This window comes from Niastella caeni, from assembly GCF_004834005.1.
In the GTDB taxonomy this organism is placed as follows: domain Bacteria; phylum Bacteroidota; class Bacteroidia; order Chitinophagales; family Chitinophagaceae; genus Niastella; species Niastella caeni.
This window is the reverse complement of record NZ_STFF01000003.1, coordinates 20,122-36,288: the sequence shown is the minus strand read 5'-3', so window position 1 is coordinate 36,288 and position 16,167 is coordinate 20,122. Positions and strand designations below refer to the sequence as shown.

General features: G+C 44.1%; 14 protein-coding genes. 7 read left to right on the top strand and 7 right to left on the bottom strand.

Annotated features, from left to right (window positions below; genetic code table 11):
• Positions 1 to 118 precede the first annotated feature (118 nt).
• Entirely contained in the window at positions 119 to 1,018 is a 900-nt protein-coding gene (locus tag FAM09_RS11750) for a TolB family protein (protein WP_136577314.1), read from the bottom strand.
• A 4-nt stretch (positions 1,019 to 1,022) separates the two neighbouring features.
• A complete protein-coding gene (locus FAM09_RS11745) occupies positions 1,023 to 1,598 on the bottom strand; it encodes an RNA polymerase sigma factor (RefSeq protein WP_136577313.1) in 576 nt (191 codons plus the stop codon).
• Between the two features lie 292 nt (positions 1,599 to 1,890).
• Here FAM09_RS11745 and FAM09_RS11740 point away from each other — a divergent pair, with 292 nt between their 5' ends.
• Positions 1,891 to 2,493: a DinB family protein gene (locus tag FAM09_RS11740; RefSeq protein WP_136577312.1), complete on the top strand. Its 603-nt coding sequence runs from the start codon at positions 1,891 to 1,893 to the stop codon at positions 2,491 to 2,493.
• 302 nt (positions 2,494 to 2,795) lie between these two features.
• Here the strand turns inward: FAM09_RS11740 and FAM09_RS11735 are convergent, their stop codons facing one another.
• Both FAM09_RS11735 and FAM09_RS11730 read right to left on the bottom strand, forming a co-directional pair.
• Positions 2,796 to 3,368: a hypothetical protein gene (locus tag FAM09_RS11735; protein ID WP_136577311.1), complete on the bottom strand. Its 573-nt coding sequence runs from the start codon at positions 3,366 to 3,368 to the stop codon at positions 2,796 to 2,798.
• A 147-nt stretch (positions 3,369 to 3,515) separates the two neighbouring features.
• A complete protein-coding gene (locus FAM09_RS11730; protein ID WP_136577310.1) occupies positions 3,516 to 3,893 on the bottom strand; it encodes a hypothetical protein in 378 nt (125 codons plus the stop codon).
• Positions 3,894 to 4,439: 546 nt separating this feature from the next.
• Between FAM09_RS11730 and FAM09_RS11725 the strand changes: the two genes are divergently transcribed.
• Positions 4,440 to 5,531: a hypothetical protein gene (locus FAM09_RS11725; protein ID WP_136577309.1), complete on the top strand. Its 1,092-nt coding sequence runs from the start codon at positions 4,440 to 4,442 to the stop codon at positions 5,529 to 5,531.
• A gap of 128 nt (positions 5,532 to 5,659) precedes the next feature.
• Here the strand turns inward: FAM09_RS11725 and FAM09_RS11720 are convergent, their stop codons facing one another.
• On the bottom strand, positions 5,660 to 6,514 hold the full coding sequence (locus FAM09_RS11720) for an MBL fold metallo-hydrolase (protein WP_136577308.1): 855 nt from the start codon (positions 6,512 to 6,514) through the stop codon (positions 5,660 to 5,662).
• Positions 6,515 to 6,684: 170 nt separating this feature from the next.
• On the opposite strand from FAM09_RS11720, the gene FAM09_RS11715 reads away from it, so the two are divergent.
• Together FAM09_RS11715 and FAM09_RS11710 are read left to right on the top strand one after the other, a co-directional pair.
• Positions 6,685 to 7,437 (top strand): dioxygenase family protein, encoded by a 753-nt coding sequence (locus FAM09_RS11715; protein WP_136577307.1) that lies wholly within the window; start codon positions 6,685 to 6,687, stop codon positions 7,435 to 7,437.
• A 60-nt stretch (positions 7,438 to 7,497) separates the two neighbouring features.
• Entirely contained in the window at positions 7,498 to 8,193 is a 696-nt protein-coding gene (locus FAM09_RS11710; protein ID WP_136577306.1) for a pirin family protein, read from the top strand.
• 148 nt (positions 8,194 to 8,341) lie between these two features.
• Here FAM09_RS11710 and FAM09_RS11705 read toward each other — a convergent pair whose 3' ends face one another.
• A complete protein-coding gene (locus FAM09_RS11705; protein ID WP_136577305.1) occupies positions 8,342 to 9,811 on the bottom strand; it encodes a RagB/SusD family nutrient uptake outer membrane protein in 1,470 nt (489 codons plus the stop codon).
• Positions 9,812 to 9,932: 121 nt separating this feature from the next.
• A complete protein-coding gene (locus FAM09_RS11700; RefSeq protein ID WP_136577304.1) occupies positions 9,933 to 12,962 on the bottom strand; it encodes a SusC/RagA family TonB-linked outer membrane protein in 3,030 nt (1,009 codons plus the stop codon).
• Between the two features lie 433 nt (positions 12,963 to 13,395).
• On the opposite strand from FAM09_RS11700, the gene FAM09_RS11695 reads away from it, so the two are divergent.
• The 3 genes from FAM09_RS11695 (at position 13,396) to FAM09_RS11685 (ending at position 16,137) form a co-directional block, all read left to right on the top strand.
• Positions 13,396 to 13,854: a DUF5991 domain-containing protein gene (locus FAM09_RS11695; protein WP_136577303.1), complete on the top strand. Its 459-nt coding sequence runs from the start codon at positions 13,396 to 13,398 to the stop codon at positions 13,852 to 13,854.
• Positions 13,855 to 13,919: 65 nt separating this feature from the next.
• Positions 13,920 to 14,174: a hypothetical protein gene (locus FAM09_RS11690; protein WP_136577302.1), complete on the top strand. Its 255-nt coding sequence runs from the start codon at positions 13,920 to 13,922 to the stop codon at positions 14,172 to 14,174.
• A 289-nt stretch (positions 14,175 to 14,463) separates the two neighbouring features.
• Positions 14,464 to 16,137 carry a glycoside hydrolase family 43 protein gene (locus FAM09_RS11685; RefSeq protein ID WP_136577301.1) on the top strand — a complete coding sequence of 558 codons (1,674 nt, stop codon included), beginning with the start codon at positions 14,464 to 14,466 and terminating at the stop codon, positions 16,135 to 16,137.
• The last annotated feature ends 30 nt before the right edge of the window (positions 16,138 to 16,167 follow it).

The window sequence follows — 16,167 nt, the reverse complement described above, 5'->3', positions numbered from 1 at the left end:
ATTAGCTAGTAGCGAGTAGGGATTCTTCTGGGGCAGATTTTAAATAATAAAAGTATTTGTAACTAATGTTTCCTTTGTGCTGTAATGCTCTGGCCTACTGGCTATTTACTACTAGCTACTAGCCCTTCTTCCTCAACACTTCGCTGCCAACCCATTTCACCTGAAATTCACTGCTATAAAAGAAATATTTACCATCGGGAGAGAGGTTCGGACAGTATTCATAGGTTTTTGTATTGATAATACTGCCCATATTGGTAGGGTTGCCCCATTGACCGTTCGTTTTATGCGTAATATACAGATCGGCCTGGCCCAAACCACCGGGCCGGCTGGAAGTAAAAACCAGGAACGATTCATCCGGCGCTATCAGCGGATCATGTTCATCATATGCTGAATTAATGGTAACACCCAGGTTAATGGGTTGATCATAACCATTCTTTGTTCTTTTACTCATATAAAGATCCAGGTTACCATCTCTGTAAGAGGAAAAATAAATATTTCCTGAGCGGGAAACAGAGACGTAATATTCGGTACTGTCGCTATTGACGCCGGTGAGATATTCTGGTCCGGCATAGGTGTTACCCTGTTTTACCATGCGGTAAATATCATAATCGTCGGTAGTGTCGTTTTTGTCTTTTGGCCGGTTCGAGATAAAATAAAGTGCGCTGTCGGCAGCAATAAACGGATCGGCATTGGAGTACAGGGTATCGAACAAAGGGCTGATGGCAGCTTCCTGCCATTTGTGATCCTTGTAAGAAGTTTCAAGGATCACATACTTTCGGTTACGGGAACGGGCAAAGTAAAAGGTGCTGCCATCATTAGAAAAGGCCGAATTGAAGTCCAAAGTATCTTTTGATACAATGCCCGGTAAGAAAATAATTGGTAGGGAATCCGGCATAGGTTCGGGATAATGAATGTTGGAAATAGCATCCGGTTGGGTTTTGTTGGAAGCACAGCTTGCTAAACAGGCGGTTAGTACTATTAATAACCAGCTCTGGGATAACGATTTATTGTAATTCATAGCATCAAAGGTTCAACAGGAATAATTCTACGATGATGAAGTCTTTCAGGTGCAGGCGCATAAACTTAAGCGATTGCGTTACATGGTATTCCACTGCTTTTTCAGAGAGGTTCATATGCTGGGCTATCTCTTTGGTAGAACGCTTTTCATACCGGCTCAGGCGAAATATTTCCTGCGTTTTCTGCGGCAGCTTTTTGATGGTATTATCGATGGCGATAGAAAGTTCGTGCATCAGCAGCCTGGATTCAGATAAATTCTCCTGCACATTCATTTGCTCTTTGGCCGACTGATAATACCGGTCACGGATGATCTGAGAACGGATGTAATCGATAACCTGGTAGCGAATGGCAGATTGCAGGTAAGATTGTAGATGTTGGATCTGGGCGGTTTCGCGCTTAACCCATAGACTTATGAAAAGGTTTTGCACGAGTTCTTCAGCGATGGCTTTTGATTTTATTTTTTTAAGTGCGGCGAGAAAGACCATTTCACTATAGCGGACATAAATTTCTTCCAAAGCAGATCCATCACCTGCTTTAAGCAACTTTAAGAGTATCGCATCATCAAATACCTTGTAGTTCATATGGCTGGCTAGACAAATATAAATATTTAGTTAATGTAAAAATGCACACAATTGAAAATGTGTAAATACTACTACATTTTATTTTCATTGACAATAAGAACCGTTTCGTTTGTGCTAACAAGCTAATTGCCGATATGTATTAGTTAATATTGGATAAGTGAGGCAGGGATTGTTTTGATGGGTTTTAATCATCTGTTTACTTATTAAAAATATTCTTAATTTAGCAGCTTCTTCACGGTGTCCCGCTCTATAGAAACAGTACCCTGTTTTGTTCACCATTAAAGCATTGCATATGAAAAAAGTTTTTCTGATGGCATCAGCAGTATTGATGCTTTCCTTCCTGGCTGTTGATCCTATTTCAAAAAAAGAAAGAAGCTATGCGGCCAAATTATTAAAGGAAACGGAGAAGGGAGTAAAAGATCAGGTAAAAGGATTAACGGAAGCCCAGCTAAAATTTAAGCCGGCGCCGGATCGATGGAGCATTGAAGAATGCGTGAAGCATATTGCCAAGAGTGAAGAAGCGCTTTGGCAAATGACGGAAAGCGCTATAAAGGCCACGGCCAATCCGGATAAGCGCAGTGAGATCAAAGTAACTGATGAACAGTTGGTGCAAAAGGTCGAAGACCGCAGTATGAAAATAAAGACCATGGAAAAACTGATGCCGGAAAACATACCCTTTAAGGATACCGACGAAGCGCTGGAATCATTTAAAAAGAACCGGGACAAGTTGATTGACTACGTAAAATCTACCGAAGCAGACCTGCGCAACCATGTAACTGCCTTGCCTTTTGGCATGGTAGACAGTTATCAGATGATCTTGTTCATTGCCGCCCACAGTAACAGGCATACGCAGCAGATCATAGAGGTGAAAGCAGACCCGAATTTTCCAAAATGAACAAGCATTGATCTGTTGATAGGGCTAAAAGTTAATTAGTTGGTTCTTCTATAAGTTAAAACGGCCAGGGAGCTACGCTCTTTGGCTGTTTTTGTTGGGTATTTCTTATAAAATCGGTTGCTAAACGTGTGCCGGATCATTGCTGAGTTGAAATGCACAGAAGTAGCCTGCAATGAATCATTGCTTGCCTGAATCGGGACCATTGTTTTATGTTGAGCAAAATTAAAAAAGCCCACAACTCTCGCTGCGGGCTTTTTTCGTTGCACTAATAAAATGCACACAATCTATCCTCGGTTTTTCATCTATTTCTTTGTTAGCGCAGTGGTGGTTTTCTCTAACAGATAATTCACCTTGCGCATATTGGCGAAATTGTCGTAATGGGCCAGTTCTGCATCGCTGCGGAACTGCGCATCCAGATGAAGATGGAACAGGTTATTGTTCGGAAATGATCTCTTCAGGTTATGTACAGTCAATGGTAATATTTCACCCTTGCCGTGTGTTGAATAAAAATACTTCCGTACCCGTTGTGTTCCCTTGGGTTGGGATGTGTACACATCTTTATAATAGATCCATACATGTCCTTTCTCTAAAAAATAGTAAGGCGTAAAGTTCCAGGTGCGTACAATGTTGTTCTTATTCTTATAGGCATAGATCTCATCCTTGAAAAGGTGGATCTTTTCTCCATTGTGCTTTACAATTATAAATGGCTTTTCAATAAATTCATTGAACCGTATTTTAGTTTCGTCTGATACTGCATTTGTGGCATAAGTAAGTCTGTTGTTCTCAAAATCTGTCTGAGTAAGATATACACCGCTCTGGGCATTTAACGCCATTCCGGATACCACAAATGATAATGCCATAAAAATCGTTCTCATGATCTTATATTTTAAATGTTTATGTGCTATAAGTTAAAGCCGTAGGAATAGGTCTATGGCTATCCCTTTAATGAATAGTGTTCAGTAATAATTGTAAAGTATTGGCAAATCAGACCCCAAAAGAAATCATGGGGGTAGGAGAGACGATTACAGCCGGTGAACGCAATGAAGAATAAATAGTGCAATATTCGCCTGTTGTGGAGGCGCATTATTAACAGGGTACGCTTCTGTTAATGTAGATACGGCCTGAAATGAATATTCAGGAAAATCAGTGCTTATGGATGCCGGAACAATTTTCGCAACCCTGATCTTGGCATCGCTTCGCTTCTGTTCATGTCCCAGTTTCGTTTGCTTGTGATCGTCTTTGCAATTGCCTTTATTGTCCTCTCCCCATTGGTTATCCCGGGTTGAGATACCCAGACCAATGCTAACCAGTTTTTCCGGGCAACAATCCAGCCGCAACGTAGCACCAAAGGTACTTGTCAGATAAACGAGGGCTAATATGGTCACCAAAAACTTTTTCATCGGATTGCTCGCGCAAAACTAAGGATTGTTAGTCTTTACACTTATAACGCCTGGACAGCTATTATAGTTTTATAATTTCATTAACAATATAACATTCAGGATATTATATAAGTAAAAATTAGTTATGTTTATTTTCCGCCTTATTAGCTCATTATTGCGATAAAAACTGATCCTTCTTTAGAAATTATGCTCTTTTGGGGTGAAAATTCAGCATTGCTGACATGCCAGCTGATTTTTTGGTATTCACCCTGCGAACATTAAATTTTACCAGGTAAAAAGAAATCTTCCCTTTTTTACGTCAAAAAGTACATCCACAAAGAATATTTCTGCGAATTATGACAATGCCACCGGCTTATGAAGGAGGCGCTTTTTTTCACCACCGACAAAAACGACAATTTTTCAAGGAATTCACCTGCACGATTTTCTCCATTTTCTACACGTCTATTGGCTAAAACTACACACTTATCAAAAAAGACGAATGAGTATATTTAATATACCCGGGTAATCATACATTCGTGTGTAACCCTTAAATACCAAAACACAAATATGAGAAAGCGTTTTTTATGCATTATTCCTTTGTTGGGATTCTCTTTCGTTCACATCTTTGCGCAAACCAATACCTTCCCCACCAGCGGTAATGTAGGTATTGGAACAACTTCTCCGGCTGCCACATTGCATATTCTTCCCGCTTCGGCAGGAGACGGCGGCATTAAATATACTAACCAGATCAACGGTTATAGTAGTATGATCTGGGCTTCCAATGGTGTTGGGTTTGGACTGGTTTCGGGTGGCGGTTTACATGCGCATGCCAATGCCGGCTATGGGTTCACCATTGGTACGTCATCAAACAATACAAGCCTTGGCGGAATGTTAAACGTTAAGGGTTCAGGTGCTACGGCTTCATCTTATACAGTAAGGGTTCAAAACAGCAACGCGGCAGACCTGTTCACCATCAGGGATGATGGTAGTATTGGCATTGGAACTGTAAGTCCCGCTGCCACATTGCATATTCTTCCCGCTTCGGCAGGAGACGGCGGCATTAAATACACTAACCAGATCAACGGTTATAGTAGTATGATCTGGGCTTCCAATGGTGTTGGGTTTGGATTGGTTGCCGGTGGCGGCTTACATGCGCATGCCAATGCCGGGTATGGGTTTACCATCGCTTCATCTGCAAGCAACACCAGTCTGGGCGCTATGTTAAATGTTAAAGGTTCGGGCGCTACGTCTTCAACTTATTCAGTAAAAATTCAAAATAGCAGCGCTGAAAATATGTTCACAATCAGAGATGATGGTAATGTAGGGATCGGCACCACTAATCCGCAAGCTAAACTGGCTGTTAACGGTGAGATCTATTCCAAAAAAGTAAAAGTGACCCAAGCAGGCTGGGCCGATTACGTTTTTGATGCCGGTTACCAGTTGCGTTCTTTATCTGATGTTGAAAAGTATATTCAACAACATCACCATTTACCCGATGTGCCTTCTGCAAAAGAAGTAGAAACAGATGGACTCAATCTTGGTGACAACCAGGCTACCTTATTAAAAAAGATTGAAGAGCTGACTTTATACGTGATTGAACAAAACAAAAAATTAGAAGCGCTTCAACAAGAGGTTAAGCAATTAAAGAAGAAAAAATAACGATTTCCAAAAAGGAGCATGATCCGCCACGCCAGGAGGATACATGCTCCTTTAACTAAGCTTTACATTCAATATTCTTCCTTTCTCATTTCTCTGCTCTTCATTTTTCATTTCCTTATTCCAGCTTCTTACCATAGACGCAATTGTGTGTACACTGGATTTGTTCGTAAGAAAGGATCTTCTTTTTTCGGGAGCGTAACCGGTGCTGTATTTTCGGTGGCATGTACCTGGTAAACGGCGGTTTCTTCGAAACGGGAAGCTACAATGATCTGCGTATGGCCTGCATGCTCATTGAACATTTGCTGCACCAGTTGCGGCGAGTTATTGTCTTTTGACAGGTGAGAAAGAAACAGGTGGCTCATATGCGCCGGCTTGTGTTTGGTAAATACTTCCAGCGCCTGTTTGTTGGAAAGATGTCCGTGACCACCGCGAATGCGGTTCTTTAAATGCCGTGGGTAGCTGCCTTTTTCCAACATCTCTTCATCATAATTGGCTTCCAGAAAAGCAGCATGGCATTGCTTGAAATGCAGGAGAACATGATCGCAAGGCGATCCGATATCGGTGAAGATGCCGATGTTCACATTGTTGCCGTTCACGATAAAACTATGCGGTTCGGCGGCATCGTGTTTTTTGGGAAAGGCCTGAATGGCCAGGTTGCCAATGCGCACGGGTTCATATGGTTTGAACCCAAATACCTGCTCCTTCTGTATGGTTAAACGACCGTGATACAGCGTGGAATCGGTTATATATACAGGCAACTGATACTTTTTTGCCAATACCGGTATGCCGTTGATGTGGTCGCTGTGTTCGTGTGAGACAAAAATGGCTTTTACCGTTTGCATCGACAAACCCAGCCGGCTCATGCGTCGTTCCGTTTCCCGGCACGAAATACCTGCATCCACCAGGATGGCTTCGTGGTTATTCCCCACATAATAGCAGTTCCCATTACTTCCTGAATTCAGCGATGCAATAAACAGCGACATGGCGGGGCGAAGATACGACCGGCTACCCTAATTCATCGACACAATTTCCATTTTCACCGAGGAACAGCCATTCTGGCGGGATTATCGTTTAAACTTTACAGAGAAATTCGGTCAGACATTCATAAACGAGCCCTGCCTGCCGAAGGGCTGCATCAACTAAATCAATTATTATGGAAAGAAAACTTTTTTTGAAAAACGGATTAGCTGCCTTAGGGCTTGCCGCGATTGCGCCTTTGGCCAATGCCTGCAAAAAAGACACCTCAGGTTCTGATACTACCGATACTTCCGGTACAACCACTACCGGCGGTAACAGTTCAACTACCTGTACTGTATCACCTACAGAAACCGAAGGGCCTTTCCCAACCAAAACGCCCGGTTCTTTAGTAAGATCGAATATTGTTGGCGACAGAACCGGCGTAGCGTTCACCATCAAAATTTATATAAAGAATAAGAATAGCAGTTGCGCAGCATTGTCAGGCGCCCTGGTCGACATCTGGCATTGTGATAAAGATGGGTATTATAGCGAATATGGCGGAACCAGCATGCAAACGGTAGACTATACTAGCAATCACTTTTTGAGAGGAAGGCAGGTCACTGATTCAAACGGATTGGTAACTTTTACCTCTATTTTCCCCGGTTGGTATACAAGCCGCGCCACACACATTCATGTGCACGTATATAATTCATCAGGCACTTCTTTGCTGGTTACGCAAATAGCTTTCCCTGAAGGCAGCAGCAGCGCCGTTACATTGGTAAATACCACAGGTTCTTCCTATGGTTATACAAAAGGAATGTCGGGCTATACATATAACGCATCGGATAATGTATTTAGTGATGATACGGCAGCACTTGAAACTGCAGTAGTTAGCGGAAGTTTGTCGGGCGGATATACACTCACGCATACGATTAACGTATCTGCCTAGTGGTAAAAAAAACAGCCGCAACCCTTTTGTGAGCATTTATTCATTAAAAACCGGAGCTATATGATACAACAGAATAAGGGAAAGATATTCCTGGCTGATGAACGCGGCCACAACGAAATAGAGTGGTTCAGGAGTTACAACATGTTCAATTTTGGGCAATTCCGCAATGAACATAAAACCCCTTTTGGCCCTTTATACGTTCTGAATGATGATACCCTGGCCGGTGGTCAAAAGATCTCAATGACCGTAGAAGCTGATTCTGAAGTGTTGTTGGTTCCGTTAGTTGGTGCTATTGCATATTCTGATAACCACGGTAATTCAACAGTTATCGAGGCCGGTGAATGCCAGGTGTATGCAACGCCAAAGGATTCTGTTATACAAATATCAAATCCCTACGAGTCTGAACTGGTCAATTTTTTGCAGATCTGGTTTTACAGATCTTCGGGTGAACCTGGTAATATTCCGCAGGCAATTCCTTTCGATATCATTAATAATAAGAATCAACTGGTTCCCATACCAGCCACTGATACACAATTCAACTATTCGATTGGAAAATTTGCAGGGCGCGAAGAAGCTATTTATAAACTGAGCAACCCCGATAACGGTGTTTTTGTATTTGTTATTGAAGGCGCCTTTGAAGTACAATACCGTTTGCTTCATGCCCGTGATGGCCTTGCCTTGTGGGAAGCGGACGAAATAGAAATGGAGGCGCTTTCGAATGATGCGATCATTCTGGTAATGGAAGTTCCGCTATAAAGCTAGTAGCAAGTAGTAAGTGGCTAGTAGGGCTGTATATTCATAGCTCAAAATTATTATTTACATTTCCTACTCGCTACTCGCTACTTACTACTCGCTATTTCACAATCTTATAATCACACAGGTTACATTTTCAATAAGATCTTACTTATTTGGCCAAAGGATTATTCTGCAATTCCACATCAGGTAAGCCAAATACCAGTTTAGTTGGCACTGGTTTACGATTTGGGAATTTTATTACTGAATTTACACCGTTGATCATTTGCGCCACCCGGTTGGTGCGCACCATATCGAACCAGCGTTTGTCTTCGCCAATAAATTCATAACCTCTTTCACGGAATACCATATCGTCAAAAGCAGTCTGGCTTAATCCTGCGGTCAGGTCGGCTGTGGCATTGGGTGTATTGGTTGGAACGCCATAAGCCCGGCGGCGTACCTGGTTGATGGCATTATACGCTGCTGCAGTTGGTCCGTTTACTTTATTCTCCGCTTCTGCAAAGATCAACAGCACATCGGCAAAACGATATAAATAAAAGTCGTTGCCATTTCCGGTATCGATCGGCGCATCGGGATCTTTGTATTTACCCATCCGCAATTCGTAAATATCTTTTTCTACTTCAGCCGCCGTTACCACACCATTGATCAAATAGGTGCTGTACGTGCTGAATTTTTTTCGCAGGTCATTCGCATCCCAGTCCCTGATCAATGGGGCCAGCGAAATAATACCGCCGAATTTATTGCCGCTTACAGAGTATCCGGCTGCTTTGGCTTTTGAATCGGCCCAATAGGAAGCCATGAACGCGCCTTTGTCAACCACCTGCGAGAACTTCAGGGAGAACACATCTTCTTTATTAGTGGCTAACGTGGGCGAGTATACGGTTGCCAGCGAAGGCTCCAGGTCGTACCCATATGTAGCTTTATTATCCATTACCTCTTTAGCCTTGTCGCGGGCATTCTGAAATTGACCCAATGTTAAGTAAATATCAGCCAGGGCCGTTTTGGCAGCGCCGGCAGTGGCCCTGCCGGGTGCAGATGTCGTATTCGGCAACGCGGTTTCGGCAAATTGCATGTCCTTGATAACGGAGTCGTAAATGACGTTCACCGGCGATAAGGCCAGCGCCACATCATTGGCATTTACAATGGGTTGCAATCGCAAAGGCACTTTCCCCCATACACGCACGGCAAAATAATAGCAATAGCCACGAACGAAATACGCTTCGCCATACGCTTTCTTTTTCACTGCATCGCTGAGCGTAGTGTTTCTATTCAGGTTTGCGATGAGGTTATTGGCACGGCCAATGGCTTCATACAAGGTTGTCCACGACTGCGCAAAGTTGTTGGGCAGGTTCATCAGGTTATTGTAATTGCTCCAGTTCAACTGGCTCGATCCGCCATCGGCGTACTCGCTCATCAATTCCAATCCCAACCCAACAGTTGATTCCCACAAACGTCCGCGGCTGCGGGTCATGGGTTCATACACTCCAATAACGGTTTGATCGAGTGTGGTAGCGTCCAGGTCGCCCAGGGTAGCAGTCGCCTTGGGTTCTTCTTCCAGCAGTTTTTTGCAACTTGTCATTATAGTGACAGCTAGCAGTATATAAAATATCTTAAGTTTCATATTTCAAGCATTTATTTTTTTAAAGCCAGTATTCAGTTATTGAGTTATTCAGTTTTTAACTCGCGACTACTTACAAACTCAAGAACTTACGAACTCAATAACTAATGAACTTGACCTTTGTCTAAAAAGTTATACCTAAACCAACATTGTAAGTTTTAGCTGCGGGATACGCACCCAGATCTACACCCTGCCTGCGATCATTTCCATTAAAGGTGTTCACTTCGGGATCGTACCCTGAGTAATCGGTAATAGTAAGCAGGTTCTGCGCGCTCACATACACATTCAGGTTCCTGATCGTTTTGCTTTTCAGGTCAATGTTGTAATCCAGCCTGATGTTGCGCAACCTGAAGAACGAACCGTTTTCCATATACCGGTCACTACGGAAATGGTAGTTACTCACCGTAAGGCTGGGCGTGGGATAAAAATCATTCACAGCTCTTAACTTGTTGTACTGGCCCACCGGAGAAGGTACGGTCATATCGAACAATGCGGCATTGTTGATCTTTGAACCGCTTACGCCGGCCCATACAGATGATAATGTGAATCGTTTATACCGGATCGTTGGGTTGATGCCATAATACAGATCGGGGTAGGGGCTGCCGATGATCTGGTTGTCCAGGGCATTGATGAGGTCGCGGCCGGTGGCATCTTTATCACCGTTCAGGTTTTCATACAAAGCCACGCCGTCCTTATCCATGCCAATGAATTTAGGTCCATAGAAGGCAGAGAGGGGCTGGCCCACGCGAATAATACTGTTAGAACCGGAGGCATCGTTCCCGCCGGCAATGGTGGGAATATCTTTGCCGTCTTTTGTTTTGAGTATCTTGTTCTTGTTCTGCGACAGGTTTACATCAACTGCGATGGTCCAGTCGCTGGTGTTCAGAATATTCGCTCCCAATGTTAATTCCCAACCTTTGTTCTCCACTTCGCCTACGTTGTCAATGATCTGGCCAGGGCCTGAGCCAATACCCGCGCCTACACCGGCACTTGGTGGTAATTGCACCAGCGCCAGCAGATCGGTGGTTTTTTTAACGTAATAGTCGAACGTGATGCGATATTTCTCATTCATGAAACCGGCGTCAAAACCGACATCGGTTTGCGTAGTGGTTTCCCATTTCAAATTAGGATTGGGAAAGGTAGGCGCTAATCCCACCGCCAAACCGGTGCCGGCGCCCTGACCGGTATTCACGGTTTGTCCCAACAATAATGATTGATAGGGTCTGATGGCCGGGTTACCCGCTTGTCCCCAACTGGCCCGCAGTTTCAGGCTCGATACCCAGATAACTTTCTGCAAAAAGGGTTCCTCCGAAATACGCCAGGCGGCAGACAAAGAAGGGAACACCCCGTATTTGTTATTCTCGGCAAATACAGAAGCGCCATCGCGACGAATACTGGCGGCGAACATGTATTTATCTTTCAAATTCAACCGTACGCGGCCAAAGGCGCTCAGGATCGTATTTTCTACTACGTTAGTATTGGGTTTGCTTACTGAGTTGGCTGAGTTGAAATTATAGTTCTTCAACTGATCGGTGCCGAAGCCGGATGCTGCGAGGTCGATCGTGTTAAGCCTTTCCTTCTGAAAAGAAACCCCGCCAATGGCTTCGATGTATGATAGCTGAGAGAAATTGTATTTATATTCGAGAAAATCTTCAGCCAGCAAAGAGGTTTTATCATAATTGCCCAGTTCCGCCGACCCGATATTGTTTCCCAGGCGCGGTAAGATGCGTGGGAAATACAGGTCGCGACGGATATGATAGAAATCGGCAGACAACCGGGTTGTATTGGTCAACCCTTTTATGATGATGGTTTTAAAATCAACACCTCCCTGAATACGCGTAGTGGTATTCTGATCAAGTACTTCATCGGCCATGGCTACCGGGTTCTCGGCATCGATACCATTAAAGGTAAAGGGCGTAACATCTGAATACGTTCCACCGGCATTTCTTACCGGAACGGTACTCACGGCACGCATCACGGAACCGATACCTGATTTACCAAAGTTGCGCGTATTATCACCAACAGAAGGGGAGAAGCCATTTTGTTTGGCGCGGGAAACGGTCATGCGCGATTGAATGGAAAAGCGATCATTCAACCTGCTATCGATATTCAGCCGAAGCGAACCGCGTTTGTAACCGCTGTTGCGAACGATACCCTGCTGACTGGTAAAACCGGTAGAAATGTAATAGCGGGTTTTATCGTTGCCTCCGGAGATACTTAAGTTGTTATTGGTAAGTAATGCAGTGCGAAACACTTCATCCTGCCAGTCGGTACTAACGCCGGGCGTCCAGGCAGCAAGGTCGGCCGGTAAAGCCTGTCCGGAATTGGTGTAATAGCGTTTGGCAAAATCAACATACTCGTCGGCATTCATCAGCTCCAGCTTTTTGCGCACCTGTTGCATGCCGGCAGAGCTTTCAAAAATAATACGCGCTTGCCCGGCCCGGCCAGTACGCGTAGTGACCATTACCACGCCATTAGCGCCGCGTGAACCGTAAATGGCCGTTGCAGAGGCATCTTTTAATACTTCAATAGATTCAATGTCGGATGGATTGATGGTAGCCAGTCCATTCGCGCCGCGTACATCATCATTGAACTGCGGCAAACCGTCAATAACGTACAGCGGTTCATTACCGCCGGCAATGGACGATACCCCGCGCACGCGTACGCTGATGCCTGCGCCCGGCTGACCGGAAGTTTGTTGTACCTGTACGCCGGCCAGTCGACCCGAAACAGCCTGCTCAACACTTACGACGGGCATTTCGCGCAGCTTTTCGTTGCGGATAGAAGCAACAGAGCCAGTCAGTTCGTTTTTGCGCTGGGTGCCATACCCAACCACCACCACATCTGAAAAAACCTGTACTTCTTCTCTCAACTGAATGTCGACCGGAACGCCGGCTGTGGCCAACACTTCCTTCTTTTCAAAACCAATGGAGGAAAATACGAGCACCACTTTATCGCCGGGTGCTGAAATGGTAAAACTGCCATCGTTGGCAGTGGCCGTGGTAACTTCACTATTCTTGATTTGAACGGAGGCCCCTGCAATAGGGGCGCGTTGCAGATTGGTAACCTTACCGGTGAAGGTTTTGTTTTGTGCAAAGGCAACAGTAGACCAAAACATCACCAATACGGCAATCGTTAGTTTGGCTGTAGGCATAGCAATTTGATTTGTTATAGGTGTATAAGCAAGACAGTAATTTTAAGTTAATTTCATATATAAACTTCGGTTTATTTACGGAAACGTTTCCGTTATGATGTACAACGGATTGTCATATGTTGCACATAAAACATTTAAGGGCTAAAACAGCGCTGCTGAAAATCGAAGGTATCCGGCCATTGGTCCCTTAATTTTTCCACAACGCCGAAAAATCAGGAGCGGGTAACGGAGAAATAATGAAATTGCCGGCATAACCATACAATGCTTCTATTATAATTAATCAGCATTTGTAATTACCCCACCCAACCATCGGAAAATTTTGCCCCTTTATCAATAACCTCAGATGACCAGTTATTAAGTTCATTAACTCAATAACCCAATAACTTAATAACTCAGGAACTGGCATCCGGTAACCAAAAGAGAAACTGACTCTATGAAAAAAATTGTAGCTGTACCATTGTTTCTGTTCATTCTGTTCTCCTGTTCAAAAACCAATACATTCATTCATTGTTCTGATTGGGTAGGGGATTATACTTTTCACGAAGACCCGGTACCTACGGCTACAGGCATTAACAAGATCATGCAATGGGAGTTATCGGTTACGCAACAAAATGATACCTGCTGGGGAACGTTGGAAATAACCGGGTTAACAACCTATATCAAATTGTTGACTACACTTTCAGGTGATTCTTCCAGAGTAGACGTGATGTATAACAAGTATCTCGACGGTTCGGAGGATTTTAAGCAGGGGGAAGTGTTGTTTAGTTTAAGCAGGGATAGTAATAAAATAATTACCCGCTGGAACAGGCTGCAGCCGCTGTTGGCCGATAACCCGGAAGCAGAAGGCGCCTGCTTCAGGTTGCTAAAAAAAGCTAAATACAAAGATTTATAAATGCGATTGTGCATATGGGTTATTTCCGTACATTTAGATTATTATAAAACCTTAATAATCTTTCTATGAGAAAAAAAACTATTATCCTGCATGCCTCCGCAATTATCATCGCCGCTGTTGCAGCTATCGCTTCTTCAAAAGCGCCAAAGACCGCGGTGCCTCAATATTACAAGTACGGCGATAATTATTATCCTGCCGGGATTGAAGGCTACGATTACATTTGTGAATGGGATCACTTTTCTATCTGCACTTATTATTTTGATGAAGCAACACAGCAATACAAGCCTACAAAGTATGGCAAGATCCTCTGGTTGCGCTAATTGATTTTCATAAAATGAATGTTTACCCGTGTCACGGTTTAGAACCGTGGCACGGGTATTTTAATTTTTTTACAAAAACCACATAGCGGATATTTTGTATTAAAAATAATTGTAAGGTTCAAAAACAGGGCACATGCCTGGGAACTGTTCCTGAACGATGCACAGGAGACCAATACCCGCAAAATGGATAGCCTCATTGCCATCTTTTTTCTCGTATTTCCTACTTCTTACCTCTTACCTCTTACTTCCTACTTCTTTTGTATTTTTGGCATCCAACGACTCACTCCAAATGAAAAAACAAGTTTATCAAACGATCGCCTGCCTGGTCATCTTCTGCCAATGCACCATAGCACAGACAGCAAAGATCAGCAACCCGGTATTAGCCGGCTTCTATCCCGATCCATCCATTTGCCGCGTGGGCAATGATTATTATATGGTCAATTCCACTTTTGCCTATTATCCTGGTTTGCCGGTATTTCACAGCACCGACCTGGTAAATTGGGAGCAATTGGGTTTTGCCATGGACCGGCCTGAACAACTGGACCTCGATGGGGCAGGGGTATCGCGCGGATTGTATGCGCCTTCTATCCGCTTTTATAAGGGCACGTATTACATCACCTGTACCCACGTTGATAAAGGCGGCAACTTCATCATAACTACAAAGAACCCTAAAAGCGCATGGAGTAATCCGGTTTACTTACCGGCTGTCAATGGTATTGACCCATCGCTATTTTTTGATGATAATGGAAAAGCGTACATCGTTTACAATAGTGTAGCGCCGGATAATAAGCCTTTATATGAAGGCCACCGCACCATCAGGATGCACGAAATAGACCTAAGCACGCTGCAAACAAAGGGGGAGGAAAAATTACTGATCAATGGTGGTACCGATATTAGCAAAAAACCAATCTGGATAGAAGGACCCCATATTTATAAATACAGCGGATACTATTACCTGTTATGCGCCGAAGGGGGCACCGGCTTTGATCATTCCGCCGTAGTATTCAGAAGCAAGAAAGTGGAAGGACCTTACGAATCTTACAAAGGCAATCCCATTTTAACCCAGCGGCATTTAGACGCCAATAGAAAACGGCCCGTTACCTCAACCGGCCATGCCGACCTGGTGACCGCTGCCGATGGTAATTGGTATGCCGTATTCCTGGGTTGCCGGCCATATGCCACAGCGCATTACAACACCGGTCGCGAAACCTTTATGGCGCCGGTGGAGTGGAAAGATGGCTGGCCGGTGATCCTTTCCGGCAGTGAACCTGTGCCAGGTAAAGTAAGCGTTGTGGGAGCTGTTGCCCAAAATCCATTGCCCTATAGCAGTGATTTTCATTTCAAGGATAATTTTAAAAGCACGGCCCTAAACAACCGGTATCAGTTCCTGCGTACCGTGCGCGAGCCCTGGTATCATATTAACAGCGTAACCGGTTTGCTTACGTTGCAGCTTAAGCCGGTTACCGTTGCTGATAAAAGTAATCCGGCATTTATTGGTTTCAGGCAATCGCATGTAAGAGGGTTTGCCACCACTACTTTATCGTTTAACCCTGCCAGTCAACAGGAAAAGGCCGGTTTGCTGGTTTTTCAGAATGAACTGCATTATTACTTCCTTTGCCAGTCGGTCGACAATAACCAGCCTATTGTGCAATTATACAAAGGCCCTGGTGCAACAGGCGGCCAGCCGCAATTGCTGGTATCGCAAAAAATACAAACAAGCAATCAGCTGCCGCTGCAATTGAAAATACAGGTCAACGGACATAAATACGCTTTTTACTATGCAGAAAAAAGCAGCAATCAATGGCGTTTACTGAAAGATGGAGTAGATGCCAGTTTTCTGAGCACTCAAACAGCGGGTGGATTTGTAGGTTGCATGTACGCTATGTATGCTACATCAAACGGAGCGCCCACTTCTAATAAGGCTGTGTTCAGTTTTTTTGAAAGTAAAGGAAATGATGATTAAAACGCCAAACGCGGAATGCTAAACGCTAAT

Bases quoted from the DNA above. Each gene is read 5' to 3' on its own strand.
- FAM09_RS11750 (WP_136577314.1), bottom strand. From the start codon at position 1,018: ATGAATTACAATAAATCGTTATCCCAGAGCTGGTTATTAATAGTACTA.
- FAM09_RS11745 (WP_136577313.1), bottom strand. From the start codon at position 1,598: ATGAACTACAAGGTATTTGATGATGCGATACTCTTAAAGTTGCTTAAA.
- FAM09_RS11740 (WP_136577312.1), top strand. From the start codon at position 1,891: ATGAAAAAAGTTTTTCTGATGGCATCAGCAGTATTGATGCTTTCCTTC.
- FAM09_RS11735 (WP_136577311.1), bottom strand. From the start codon at position 3,368: ATGAGAACGATTTTTATGGCATTATCATTTGTGGTATCCGGAATGGCG.
- FAM09_RS11730 (WP_136577310.1), bottom strand. From the start codon at position 3,893: ATGAAAAAGTTTTTGGTGACCATATTAGCCCTCGTTTATCTGACAAGT.
- FAM09_RS11725 (WP_136577309.1), top strand. From the start codon at position 4,440: ATGAGAAAGCGTTTTTTATGCATTATTCCTTTGTTGGGATTCTCTTTC.
- FAM09_RS11720 (WP_136577308.1), bottom strand. From the start codon at position 6,514: ATGTCGCTGTTTATTGCATCGCTGAATTCAGGAAGTAATGGGAACTGC.
- FAM09_RS11715 (WP_136577307.1), top strand. From the start codon at position 6,685: ATGGAAAGAAAACTTTTTTTGAAAAACGGATTAGCTGCCTTAGGGCTT.
- FAM09_RS11710 (WP_136577306.1), top strand. From the start codon at position 7,498: ATGATACAACAGAATAAGGGAAAGATATTCCTGGCTGATGAACGCGGC.
- FAM09_RS11705 (WP_136577305.1), bottom strand. From the start codon at position 9,811: ATGAAACTTAAGATATTTTATATACTGCTAGCTGTCACTATAATGACA.
- FAM09_RS11700 (WP_136577304.1), bottom strand. From the start codon at position 12,962: ATGCCTACAGCCAAACTAACGATTGCCGTATTGGTGATGTTTTGGTCT.
- FAM09_RS11695 (WP_136577303.1), top strand. From the start codon at position 13,396: ATGAAAAAAATTGTAGCTGTACCATTGTTTCTGTTCATTCTGTTCTCC.
- FAM09_RS11690 (WP_136577302.1), top strand. From the start codon at position 13,920: ATGAGAAAAAAAACTATTATCCTGCATGCCTCCGCAATTATCATCGCC.
- FAM09_RS11685 (WP_136577301.1), top strand. From the start codon at position 14,464: ATGAAAAAACAAGTTTATCAAACGATCGCCTGCCTGGTCATCTTCTGC.